Below are 12,325 nucleotides of genomic sequence, written 5' to 3' on the forward strand. Positions count from 1 at the left end.
CGGGTAACCCACCCCTAACCCCTCCCAGGAGGGGAAGATCAGGAGCTGGCGGAGTTGCGAGGGGACGGTTAAATCAGGTTTCGGAGCGATTGTTATCCAATGGCTCACTCCAAATTCCCTGTCTTGATGCAAAGCGCGAGTGGGGGAAACCCCCGCGTGAAGGCGCTGTATCGCTTCTATTTTCCCCACCCCCCACACCCCACACCCCATACCCTGTCTAGTTTAATGCATTGTTGTCACCCCCTCAGCACCCTAGGAGAGCCCATTAAGTTTCTTCAATACACTGGAAGTCTCTGGCCTTAAAACGCACTGGCATCCCATCAGACGGATAAATCAAAAGGTTCTGTTGTAACTGTTCAACAGATGAACGACCATTGACCAACTCCCAATCAAAATAACGGAGCAGCATTCCTAGCATTACCGTTGCTTCCACCATGGCCAGATGCTCTCCCAAGCAACGATGAGAACCTGAGCCAAAGGTTATCATGGGAAGTGGCCTGCTGCCCTTGCCCTGGTCTAACCAACGCTCTGGCAAAAATTCCTTGGGATTGGCATAGACCTCTGGGTCTCGCCCAGCAGCCAGCATTGACCAGGAGATAATCGTGCCACGAGGAATCAAGTTGCCCTCAATTACGGTGTCACGTTCAGCCTCCAAGGAAGTAGAACCTGAGGCGACGGAATAAAGGCGCAAAGTTTCTTTGATAATGGCACTGATGTAAGTCAATTTTTTCAGACTTTCTGTATTAATACCACCATTACTTTGCCAACTTTGGTCAACCACAGCCTGTGCTTTCTTAAAAACCCTGGGATTTAAGGCTAACTCTCCTACTGCAAAGGATATAGTATGAGCTGTGGTATCAGTACCACCAGCCAAGAGTTCAATCGCTTCTGCTATCAGTGTTTTCCGAGTGTATTTTGGTTCCTTAGCCGCTATTTTTACTAACATCGATTCCTGGAACATTGGACTTACCTGCCCCCAATTAGTCGGGTTTTGTGCTCTCATCTTCAAGGCTAAGTCCACTCTCGGAGCAATCACACCCTCTAAATATGCCATTGCTCTCCAGTAATCTCGTGAAGCCTTAGTGGGCAAATATTTCATCCATATCTTCTCGCCAGTAATTAACCGTAGAACCCGATATCCTATAATAGACATCGCCTCGTAAGCCTTAAGAATATCGAGGGGTGGACCTTCAGAACTAGAGGATTTTCCCTCCACAGGAATTCCGAGCACTAAATAGAAAATCACCCTCATCGTTAGTTCCACAAACAGGAAATCGACCTTTACCTCTGTTTGCGGTGCATCTTGCTGAATTCTGGCAATTACTTGTTCGCAGGCAAGGTTAATAATCTCAAAGTATTTGGACAGACCACTGGAATTGAATTCAGGATTCCAAGCCTTCCGTCGCCACTGCCACTCACTCCCGTTTTCCCCGAGAAGAACGGGAGCACCACCAAGGTCGTTCCAAATTTGGCGCAATTGCTTAGACCTAACCAAGCTGCCATCTTTGATGCCATTCACAATGGTGTTTTCTATCACCTTTGGTTGACTCAAAACCAGAAGTGGAGGGTCAAGCCACAAAACATAAATCGGGCCTAGCTGCTTGCTCCAATCAAACAATAATTGGAAGAATTTCTTCTGTTTGACTGCTGCTAATACCTGAGGAAGATTGCCCAATAGCCAGTGTTTCGGAGGACAGGGGAGTGACTCTAGGGATTTGTAAGTGTTTTTCCGTTGCCACCAGCGCCAGCCCAGTAGTCCCCCGATGCTAGTCACCCCTAGGGCTGTGGATAAATAGGGAAAGGAGGGGGAAAAAGCAATCTGAGCAGCAATCTCTTGGAACATGAATCTGCCTTAATTTAAAAACGATTAACTTTTAGTCTTGGGTCCGGGCAGCGAGGCTTGATTAGTGCAGCCCTATCCTTAAGAGTTTGGGCTACACCAAAAAATGCTAACCAACTAAATTTTAACCAACCAACTCAGTAGCTCGTTTGGCCAAAGCCTCAGCAGTCAAACCATTAAACGCCATAATTTGACCAGCACTGCTAGCAGTTTCACCCCGCTTCCAAGCCACCACATCCCGTTTGCAAGTACTACGTAACATAATCGGTTCGAGCATGGCACTGGTACCACCAGTAACACCAATCAACCCATCCCCACCAAACAGCTGTTCAAACCCCTGATCATCCAAGAAACCGCCATCAGGGTCAGTACAGGTTTTCCAAGCCGTATCATCAGGACGGTACAAGCGGCGGGGACTGATTACTGAAACAATCCGCACCCCAATCCCTTGGTTTTCCAAATCGGAAGCAGCATCAAACACTGGTATCAGGCTCATATCCCCAATCACCGCAAACACAACGGTTTTACTACCTTTAGTTTCATGCAACACCACTGCACCATCTTGCAAGCCTTGACGGGTTTGCTCAAAGGTCGTACGTACCGGTAAGGGTGACTTACTGGCAGTAATGGTAATTCCTTTATTCTTAGTACTCAGCGCCCACTCATAACACACTTGGATACTATTAGCATCACAGGGAAACAACGGGAAAATATTGCCATTGCGCATCATAGCAGCAAAGTAATTTTCAATTTCAGGACGCTGGTGAGTCCAACCATTGCGTCCTTGCTCCAGTGCCCCAGCCGTAAATAATGTAATAGTAGACGGAGTAGGACGGCGCAATTCTGCCATGGCTTGGGTAACGGTTTGCCAAATCGGTAACCCATTGATAGCAAAGGATTCATAAGAACACCACAGAGTACGAGCGCCAAACAAGGCTAACCCTACCGCTAATCCAGCACAAGCATCTTCACTCAAGGGTTCGTACACCTGACCTTTTGGTCCTTGGAAGTAAATTTCATCCGGGGTCGGGTGGATAATTTTTAGGGCTTGGTTAATATTATTAATTCCAGAAGCAGCATTGCCATCAGCATTGGAAATAATAAAATTAGGGTCTTTTTGCCCCACATGAGCAACTATACTTCCCATCGCGGTAGTCGCTACTTTCTTGTCTCCGTCAATCACAAATTCTTCTAAAGGTAATTCACCTAAATCTGGCAAAGGAAATTCCTTTTCTGTAACTACAGTATGAGCCGCTGGCCCTCCTCCAGAACGCTCAAAATTTGTCCTGACTAATTCCCAAGCTTGAGACGGTAACGCCCGAGCTTTTAGGGCACTAACAATATAATCTTTTTCCAGGGTATCTCCTGGGTAGAGATTGTGAGCTTTGGCTCCCCGTTTGTGGACTCCCGCTCCTTTGAGTTGTTTAACAATCAGCACCGTTAACTTACCACTCAACGCTGATTTAGCCGCTTTATCCGTAGCTTCCAAAACCCCTTGGGTAAATGCCAATCGCTTCTGCAAAGAAAACTCAGTGCTATCGACATACTCACCAGGTTGGTCAGCATCATCGTAATCCTTAGCATTGATTAAGATAACCTCTTGAAAACCATTGCCCTGCCAGTATGCAATCATCTCCTGATTGGACTTTGTGGAAACCATACTATGGTGTTCTTGGCTGTAACCATTCCACACTAAGATGGGCAGAAAATTAGTCACCTGGGGATAGGCCGTAGAGAAGTGACCAAAACTGCTCATGATATAAGGTTCACCCAAACCACCATCCCCAATGGTAACTGGGAATAGTACCCCTGGATGAAGCAAAGCCCCGGCCATGGCAAAGTGTTGCCCTTGTCCGAGGGGGCCAGCCGGATTGAGGAGTCCGGGAATTTGACCAGAAAGGTGTCCGAGCAATCCGTGCATTTCTCGGAAGCGTTCCCCCATCTGTTCTACAGTCTTAATGCCCATCTCCTCTAGGGAGCCGTCCAGAAACATGTTACTGTAGAAGCCTGGGGCATGGTGTCCCACTTCAGTAATAATGTTTTTGTAACCCAGCATGACCAAGGCTGCAATCCCGTCCGCAATGCTGGCAAATCCCCCTGGATGACCAGAGGATTTACTAGCAGTGATGTGCAGGGTTAGGTAGCGTAGGGCATCAGCAGCCAGTAAGGTCTGGAAGACAGCTGCTGGATCATCAGGAGATGTGATGGCATTTTGCCCCAGGGCAATCGCTAGTTGTTGCCCGTATTGGTCAAAAGCCGCATCAAAACCCGGTATGGTATTCTCAAAATACTGAATTCCTTGACAGAATGTCGAAACCCTGCTACCAACTGTCATAGTGTCAGAAACCTTTTCTAATTATTACGAGTATTAAACAAATATTACAATCACCTCGCTGAGTGCGGAATTAGTATATTGGCGAAATTTGGGTTTTAAACCAGTGAAATGTCTTATGGATTAGATTGATTGAGACTACTCTTGAGACTACTTGAGAATCTGTAACTCTACATCCATTGTTCTAGCTGCCTTGTACAGATTCAGATCAAATCTTGCTTTATTTTAATTCCCAGAGATTGACACAATAGGATTAATCGACTAATTTTGATTACCCTTAATTTTCTTAATAGCTTGTCTATAAGCGGATTTATGATACTAATCAGGTAACCGAAGCTTTTTTTGAAATATAGTAGGTAGTTAGGTTAGACCATGAATTGGTCAAGAGAAAGTAGCACAGGATAACAAGTGTGAGTAAATTGCCTGACGGTCCTCAAACCCCTAAGTGGTTACAGTTAATCAATTGGATTGCTGACCCTCTGAAGTATTTGGAGCAGTCTGTAAAACGCTATGGAGATACATTTACCATACGGCTTGGTTTGCGAACGTTCGTCATCCTCAGCCATCCCCAAGCAATTCAGGAAGTCTTGACCGCTCCTTCTAGCCAGTTTAAGTCTGGAGCAAGTGATCTGTCACGACCCTTGCTGGGAGAAAATTCAATCCTTTTACTTGATGGTAAACCCCACCAGCGGCAGCGTAAACTCTTGATTCCTCCCTTTCATGGGGAACGAATTAATTCTTACAGTAAATTAATTTGTGATATTACTGAGCAAGTAGCGAGTCAGTGGGTAATCGGTAAAGGGTTTACTGCTCTTAGTGCCATGCAAGACATTACCATCCAGGTAATCATGGAAGGAGTTTTCGGTCTAGGTGAGGGACCCCGTTACCAGAAACTGAAGCCACTCCTGACAGCGATGCTAGATGTAACTGGTTCCCCCCTGCGCTCTAGTATGCTGTTTTTTAAGTTTCTGCAACGAGATTTAGGGGCTTGGAGTCCTTGGGGCAAGATGGTGCGGCGTAGGCAGCAAATTTATAACCTCCTTCAGGAAGAGATTAATCAGCGCCGAGAGCAACCCGAGCTAATGGGCAATGACATTCTCAGTTTAATGATGTCTGCTCGGGACGAAAATGGTGAGTTGATGAGTGATCAGGAGTTACAAGATCAGTTATTGACTTTGTTGATAGCGGGTCACGAGACTACTGCAAGCACTTTAGCTTGGGCATTTTACTGGATTCATCGATTACCGACAGTGCGCCAAAAACTACTAGAGGAAATTGATAGCTTAGGGGATAATCCAGACCCGATGGCCATTGCAAAACTGCCCTATCTCACAGCAGTAGCCTACGAAACCCTGCGGATTTACCCAGTGGTTTTCGTGATCTTTACCCGCATTACCAAATCCCCAATTACTATTATGGGTCACCACTATCAGGCCAATACTATCCTCGCTGCCTGTCCCTATTTAACTCATCGTCGAGAAGACCTCTATCCAGAATCCGAGAAGTTTAAACCAGAACGATTCCTTGAGCGTCAATACTCTGCCTATGAGTATTTTCCCTTTGGTGGTGGCAACCGACGCTGTATTGGTGCTACTTTGGCGATGTTAGAAATGAAACTGGTTTTAGCTAAGGTATTGTCTGGTTATCACTTAGCCTTAGTACAAAACAAAATCATCAAACCAGCTCGTCGTGGATTCCTGATTGGTCCGGAAAATGGGATTCCGATGGTAATGACCGGTCAACGTGTTGCGAAGGATTCACCAAAGCCTGCTACCGTAAATTCTATTTAACCTGAGTTCGGGATAAGAACAGGGTAAACGCATCTTGTTGGGTAACCGGAGGTAGTTCTCAATAAACCAAAGCTTATTGCACTTATTGACAAGGTTTTTTTCACATATAGTGTTTAGTGAATTGGAAAAACAGTATATATAGGAATTAGCCAATTAGATGCGTTTACCCTGATTGATTGTTACTAGTTAAACGTCACAAATATAGATTTTTTAAAACTTAGTTAATTTAGATGCGTTTACCCTGTTATGGCAGTTAGGTTAGACAATGAATGTGTCTTGAGAAAGTAAAAGAGGAAAACGAATGTGAATAAATTGCCTGATGGTCCTCAAATCCCTGAGTGGTTACAGTTAATCTATTGGGTTGCTGACCCTCTGAAGTATTTGGATCAGTGTGTAGAACGCTATGGAGATACATTTACTATACGGCTAAGTGGTTTGGGACAGTTAGTCATCCTCAGCCATCCCCAAGCAATTCAGGAAGTCTTGACCGCTCCTCCTAGCCAGTTTAAGTCTGGTGAACGAAATAAGCTGCTACAACCCTTGCTGGGGGAAACCTCAATGACTTTACTCGATGGGTTACCCCACCAGCGGCAGCGTAAACTCTTGATTCCTCCCTTTCATGGCCAACGAATTAATTCCTACAGTCAATTGATTTGTGATATTACCCAGCAAGTAGCGAGTCAGTGGGTAATCGGTAAAGGGTTTACTGCCCGTAGTGCCATGCAAGACATTACCATCGAGGTAATCATGCAGGGGGTTTTCGGTCTAGGTGAGGGTACCCGTTACCAAAAACTCAAGCTACTGCTGGCAGCCATGCTAGATGTGACTGCTTCCCCCCTGCGCTCTAGTATGCTGTTTTTTAAGTTCCTGCAACGAGATTTAGGACCTTGGAGTCCTTGGGGCAAGTGGGTGCGGCGTAGGCAGCAAATTTATAACCTCCTTCAGGCAGAGATTAATCAGCGCCGAGAGCAACCCGAGCTAATGGGCAATGACATTCTCAGTTTAATGATGTCTGCTCGGGACGAAAATGGTGAGTTGATGAGTGATCAGGAGTTACAAGATCAGTTATTGACTTTGTTGATAGCGGGTCACGAGACTACTGCAAGCACTTTAGCTTGGGCATTTTACTGGATTCATCGATTACCGACAGTGCGCCAAAAACTGCTAGAGGAAATTGATAGCTTAGGGGATAATCCAGACCCGATGGCCATTGCCCAACTGCCCTATCTCACAGCAGTAGCCTACGAAACCCTGCGGATTTACCCAGTGGCGTTTGTGATCTTCACCCGCATTACCACAGCCCCAATTACTATTATGGGTCACCACTATCAGGCCAATACTGCCCTTTTTCCCTGTCCCTATTTAACCCATCGTCGAGAAGACCTCTATCGAGAGTCCGAGCAGTTTAAACCAGAACGATTCCTTGAGCGTCAATACTCTGCCTATGAGTATTTTCCCTTTGGTGGTGGCAACCGACGCTGTATTGGTGCTACTTTGGCGATGTTAGAAATGAAACTGGTTTTAGCTAAGGTATTGTCTGGTTATCACTTAGCCTTAGTACAAAACAAAATCATCAAACCAGCTCGTCGTGGATTCCTGATTGGTCCGGAAAATGGGATTCCGATGGTAATGACCGGTCAACGTGTTGCGAAGGATTCACCAAAACCTGCTACCGTAAATTCTATTTAGGATCAAAGTAATTTTCCCAGTAATTGCCCCATAGCAACAGAAACAGTTATCCGTGATAATCGAGAGTCTTTGCCGCCAGTAAGGTTACCGAAAAGGTCACGCTTCGCGTGAGCTTTCGGGCTTTGCCCGACGCTGTGCGAACGGTCAATCGCATTTTGCGAGCATACTCTTCCAAACCCGGTATGGTGTTGCCAAACAAAATAGTGAATTACTCAGAATATTAAAGATTTTGTGTTATTTTGTGCTGAGTCTAAATAAATGTCAACAAAAGTCTAACTAGCACAGCAAAGCGAGTTTCAGCCACTTAGGTCACCCATCTCATTATCCTATTCCATCGGTCTGACAATTGGTAATCGAGACTCTTTAACATTTTCTTTACAAAAAGTCTCTAAATCCCTCTTTCCCAATTCCTGATAACACTTCACAATTAACAAACAGTTCCGGTTGTCATCGGTACGGGTATAGCTGAGATGATCAGCAATTTTTTGTAGTATAGCGATGCCACGTCCACCACCAGATTGAGGGTTAATTTGCAGCTTTTGGTCTCTCAGCCGCTGTTCTAAATCAAAGGGAGGGCCTTGATCCCAGATCCGAAACTCTAAGCGCTGGGGGAATAAAGTAACTTCGAGATCAATGGAAACGTCTTCTGGCGCATCTTTGTGAGCATGACGAACGGCATTGGTAAATCCTTCAGCGAGAGCTAATTGGCACTGCAACCAGACTTTTTGGCGAACAGACGATGGTTTGAACTGGTCAAACCATCCCAAAACGCTTTCTAACGCTTTAAGATCGCTAGGAAATTGTTGGATAGATGTTTTCAATTTTTCCAATTCCTCAAAATCTTTGACATCAACCACATACATCAACCACATACATCAACCACATACATCAACCACATTGAAGCCTGATTCTCTCCAAAGGGTACTCTAAGATCAAGGAATCCAGTCTAACCTAGATTTATATCTCCCTCTACTATGGACTAATAATCAATTGCCTTCAAAAAAATGCCTTCAAAGAAAACTTTTTATAGAAGCTCTGCCAGAAGCACCCTTGAAAACCGTTGATGCAAAAGGGGTTTCTTTTCCCGTTTTCTATCAAGCCAGGGGGTCTTGCCCTCTAGTGGGTCTTACCCTCTATAAGCTGTTGCCCAAAACGGTAAAAATTGATGGAGATGCGCGAAAAGGGGGAAGAAACCGGAAGCGGTGCAAGACAGAGAAGTTAGCACAAATAAATCCGATACGCCAATAGGGAATGCCATCAATAAAAGTAACTCAGTCTAACTTGTCTTGGGGTCTGATCAAGGTTTCGTAAAATTCAGCCGGTCAGAATCTACTGGCTGTCCTGATTGTAAGTCAGTGTATTGATAAATCCTAAAGTAATTTGTACAACCTCAGTGCCATGAACCAAATTCTGATTATTGATGATGATCCAGCCATTCAGATGTTACTGAAACGGACCCTTTGCCACCAGGGTTATAAGGTAGCTGTAGCTAGCAACGGTGAAGAAGGTTTGGTGCAGGTAGAAAAGTTACGTCCAGCGCTAGTCATTTGCGATTGGATTATGCCCGGTATGAATGGATTGGACGTCTGTCGTCAACTCAAGGTAACACCGGGATTCTCAACCACCATATTTATTCTGGTGACATCTCGAAATTCCATTGAAGACCGGGTAGAAGGGCTAGATGCTGGAGCAGATGACTTTCTGTGTAAGCCGATCGAAATAGCAGAGTTGAACGCACGAGTCAGGGCTGGCTTGAGGTTACACCAACTAAGTCATGATTTGCAGCACCAAAAGCAGTTGTTGGAGGGAGAATTAGCAGAGGCAGCAGAGTATGTTAGTTCGATTCTTCCAGACCGGATGACCAAACCATCGGTGACCATCGACACCCGATTTATTCCGTCCCGAAAACTGGGGGGTGATGGCTTTGACTATTATTGGCTAGACTCAGAGCATTTGGCAATTTATCTGCTGGATGCTGCTGGACATGGCTTACGAGCTGCCTTGCCCACACTTTCAGTGCTAAATTTACTTAGGTCGCGGGCTCTAAAGTCGATTAACTACTATCAACCGAGTGATGTTCTACGAGGGTTGAATCAAACCTTCCAGATTACTGAGCGAAATGATAAGTACTTCACGGTCTGGTATGGGGTATATAACCAGGTCAAGCGTCAACTTGTCTATGCTAGTGCAGGACATCCACCCGCAATATTAATTGCTCAGACCCATGGTTCCTTGATGGAAGTACAACGTCTAAAAACGCCTGGCTTACCTGTTGGTATGTTCCCAGATGCCGATTATATTGATCAATGCTGTGAAATTAGTGAATCGAGCACCCTATATATATTCAGCGATGGGATTTACGAGATTAACCAATCCAATGGGAACGTTTGGGGACTTGAGCCCTTCATCAGATTGCTGGCAGAGTGTAAGCAAAATCACAATGGTGCTTGTCACTTAGATTTGATTTTGAAATCTCTGCAAGCCGTGAACCCTAAACACTATTTTGATGATGATTTATCGTTACTAGAAATCAATTTTGTATGAACAGCTCGTTCTGGACTAATCAACCTCAGTTTCCGTAGCGTGGGCCGTTTGCTTAGCGTGTGCCCATGGGCAATGGGCAATGTCAAAAATTGGCAGCTTTTCAAGAGAAAACTGGAGAGTTAAAGGCAGTAAATCATCAAAATAATTCAGCCAGGTTAGTGGGAGTATAAAAAATGATTGGTGGATTATTTCGCCAATTTATCGCCAATTTTTTGCCAATTTTTAGGGAAAATTACTGAAAAATTAATTATTATGACTCGAAGCTTATGACTTGAAGCTGCTGAGTCTTCAATCGGAGCATAGTTGGTTGTGTCGAATTCATCAAGCTTTAGGCAATTTTAATAAAACATCTTCCTACCTTCCCTAAGCTGGTCTTCATTAAAATTTGATGGTTCTGACAGCAGGGGAGCAGGGAAAAGGGTTTGAGTTTTTTTTGATAACTGAAGAATATCCAATTTAAATGGGCAACAGCTTAAAACAAAATCTAGGATTTGGAAAGGGCTACGCCCAACGGCGTTCGCCCTATTGAATTCCATGAAATTATGTCGTAGACAGCACCTCGCTTTCAAAATCTTCTCGTGTAGGAAAGATATCAAATACTTTGTCCATGCTGGTCAGGTCAAATAACATTTTGATTTGCTCATTAACTGAGCATATATACATTTTTCTGCCATCAGCACGAACAGTTTTAAGAGCAAGTACCAACGCTCCCAAACCAGAACTATCCATAAAAGTAACATCTTTAAAATCAATCAAAATAATATCTGCTCCAGATTTCACCAGGTCAGTAACCTCTTGACGAAAATCGCCAGCTTGTGTACCATCTAGAATGCCTTTGGGTTGAACTACTTTAACAGCACTACTCATATACCAAATTAAGCTAGTTACAAACATATACTGACTTTGCTAGTATAGCCGTGACAAATAATTTCAGCCAGACTTTGGTTGGACAATAACCATTGAGCTGACTTACGACTTAACCTAGTACTACAGCAATAATCGTTTCTTTCAGGATTAGCTTCACCCATAAAGAGCACAGTAAACTTGGATTTGGAATGAATTTGGGGGCTGATAACCGGGGCTTATAACTAAAAGCAAGATTTGAACCCATCTACCCTTAGTGCTATCCTTAGTATCCACTGGTGTCTTCAAGCTTCCATCCCCTAACCCCACTCCCACCAAAACTACCAATATAGATTAAAATTCCCTTGGCAGACCCCCAAACTATCCTGAAACCATGTCCAATTCAAATCCCATTCCAGTAGTCGTAAACGGTGCCGCCGGAAAAATGGGTCGAGAGGTGATTAAGGCTGTATCTCTTGCCGAAGATATAACCCTAATCGGTGCCATCGATACCAATCCTAAGTATCTAGGTCAAGATGCCGGAGAAGTGGCCGGGTGCGAACCAGTTGAAATTCCCATTCTCAATGACCTGCAAGCCAATCTAGTTCTGGCTACCCAAGAAAAAACCCAAGGGGTGATGGTAGACTTTACCCACCCTGACAGCATATACGACAACATCCGAACTGCGATCGCATACGGTATCCGCCCCGTAGTTGGCACCACTGGTCTTAGTCCCGAGCAAATCAAAGACCTCTCCGAATTTTCTGAAAAAGCCAGCACTGGCTGCCTAATTATCCCCAACTTCTCCATTGGTATGGCATTACTGCAACAAGCAGCTGTGCAAGCCTCTCAATACTTTGACCACGTAGAAATCATTGAACTCCACCACAACCAAAAAGCTGACGCTCCCAGCGGTACTGCCATTCAAACTGCCCAACGCATGGCTGGAACGGGTAAAACCTATAATCCGGCAATGGTGGAAGAAACTGAAAAACTAAAAGGTGCCAGGGGAAGCATTGCAGAAGACAACATTCGGATTCATAGCGTGCGTTTACCTGGCTTAATTGCCCACCAAGAAGTCATCTTTGGTGCCCCTGGTCAAATCTACACCCTACGTCACGACACCAGCGACCGTTCCTGCTATATGCCAGGAGTACTACTCGCGATTCGCAAAGTTACCCAACTCAAGGGTCTACTATATGGGTTAGAGAAAATCTTGTAACCAGTTATTGGTCATTAGTCATTAGTCATTAGTCATTAGTCATTAGTCATTAGTCATTAGTCATT

9 protein-coding genes are annotated in these 12,325 nt (G+C 44.6%); 5 read left to right on the forward strand and 4 right to left on the reverse strand.

Annotated elements, in window-relative coordinates; all coding sequences use genetic code 11:
* Positions 1-265: 265 nt before the first annotated feature.
* A complete protein-coding gene (locus AC4II3_RS19420; RefSeq protein WP_488029122.1) occupies positions 266-1,843 on the reverse strand; it encodes a cytochrome P450 in 1,578 nt (525 codons plus the stop codon).
* A gap of 121 nt (positions 1,844-1,964) precedes the next feature.
* A complete protein-coding gene (locus AC4II3_RS19425) occupies positions 1,965-4,175 on the reverse strand; it encodes a phosphoketolase family protein (protein WP_488010122.1) in 2,211 nt (736 codons plus the stop codon).
* Between the two features lie 407 nt (positions 4,176-4,582).
* On the opposite strand from AC4II3_RS19425, the gene AC4II3_RS19430 reads away from it, so the two are divergent.
* Positions 4,583-5,962, forward strand: a complete 1,380-nt coding sequence (locus AC4II3_RS19430) for a cytochrome P450 (RefSeq protein ID WP_490722869.1) — start codon at positions 4,583-4,585, stop codon at positions 5,960-5,962.
* Positions 5,963-6,265: 303 nt separating this feature from the next.
* Positions 6,266-7,651 carry a cytochrome P450 gene (locus tag AC4II3_RS19435; RefSeq protein WP_490722870.1) on the forward strand — a complete coding sequence of 462 codons (1,386 nt, stop codon included), beginning with the start codon at positions 6,266-6,268 and terminating at the stop codon, positions 7,649-7,651.
* Between the two features lie 326 nt (positions 7,652-7,977).
* Here AC4II3_RS19435 and AC4II3_RS19440 read toward each other — a convergent pair whose 3' ends face one another.
* A complete protein-coding gene (locus AC4II3_RS19440) occupies positions 7,978-8,523 on the reverse strand; it encodes an ATP-binding protein (protein WP_488010116.1) in 546 nt (181 codons plus the stop codon).
* Between the two features lie 118 nt (positions 8,524-8,641).
* Here AC4II3_RS19440 and AC4II3_RS19445 point away from each other — a divergent pair, with 118 nt between their 5' ends.
* Positions 8,642-8,899: a hypothetical protein gene (locus AC4II3_RS19445; protein ID WP_488010114.1), complete on the forward strand. Its 258-nt coding sequence runs from the start codon at positions 8,642-8,644 to the stop codon at positions 8,897-8,899.
* Positions 8,900-9,049: 150 nt separating this feature from the next.
* A complete protein-coding gene (locus AC4II3_RS19450) occupies positions 9,050-10,195 on the forward strand; it encodes a PP2C family protein-serine/threonine phosphatase (RefSeq protein WP_488010112.1) in 1,146 nt (381 codons plus the stop codon).
* Positions 10,196-10,735: 540 nt separating this feature from the next.
* On the opposite strand, the gene AC4II3_RS19455 is transcribed toward AC4II3_RS19450, so the two are convergent.
* Positions 10,736-11,062 carry an STAS domain-containing protein gene (locus AC4II3_RS19455; RefSeq protein WP_488010110.1) on the reverse strand — a complete coding sequence of 109 codons (327 nt, stop codon included), beginning with the start codon at positions 11,060-11,062 and terminating at the stop codon, positions 10,736-10,738.
* 370 nt (positions 11,063-11,432) lie between these two features.
* Between AC4II3_RS19455 and dapB the strand changes: the two genes are divergently transcribed.
* Positions 11,433-12,260 carry a 4-hydroxy-tetrahydrodipicolinate reductase gene (dapB, locus tag AC4II3_RS19460; protein ID WP_488010108.1) on the forward strand — a complete coding sequence of 276 codons (828 nt, stop codon included), beginning with the start codon at positions 11,433-11,435 and terminating at the stop codon, positions 12,258-12,260.
* The last annotated feature ends 65 nt before the right edge of the window (positions 12,261-12,325 follow it).

It is taken from the genome of Moorena sp. (genome assembly GCF_982860115.1).

What these genes read in the sequence shown, in the direction of transcription:
- AC4II3_RS19425 (WP_488010122.1), bottom strand. Translation starts at nt 4,175, where the DNA reads ATGACAGTTGGTAGCAGGGTTTCGACATTCTGTCAAGGAATTCAGTAT.
- AC4II3_RS19440 (WP_488010116.1), bottom strand. Translation starts at nt 8,523, where the DNA reads ATGTGGTTGATGTATGTGGTTGATGTCAAAGATTTTGAGGAATTGGAA.
- dapB (WP_488010108.1), top strand. Translation starts at nt 11,433, where the DNA reads ATGTCCAATTCAAATCCCATTCCAGTAGTCGTAAACGGTGCCGCCGGA.
- AC4II3_RS19450 (WP_488010112.1), top strand. Translation starts at nt 9,050, where the DNA reads ATGAACCAAATTCTGATTATTGATGATGATCCAGCCATTCAGATGTTA.
- AC4II3_RS19455 (WP_488010110.1), bottom strand. Translation starts at nt 11,062, where the DNA reads ATGAGTAGTGCTGTTAAAGTAGTTCAACCCAAAGGCATTCTAGATGGT.
- AC4II3_RS19420 (WP_488029122.1), bottom strand. Translation starts at nt 1,843, where the DNA reads ATGTTCCAAGAGATTGCTGCTCAGATTGCTTTTTCCCCCTCCTTTCCC.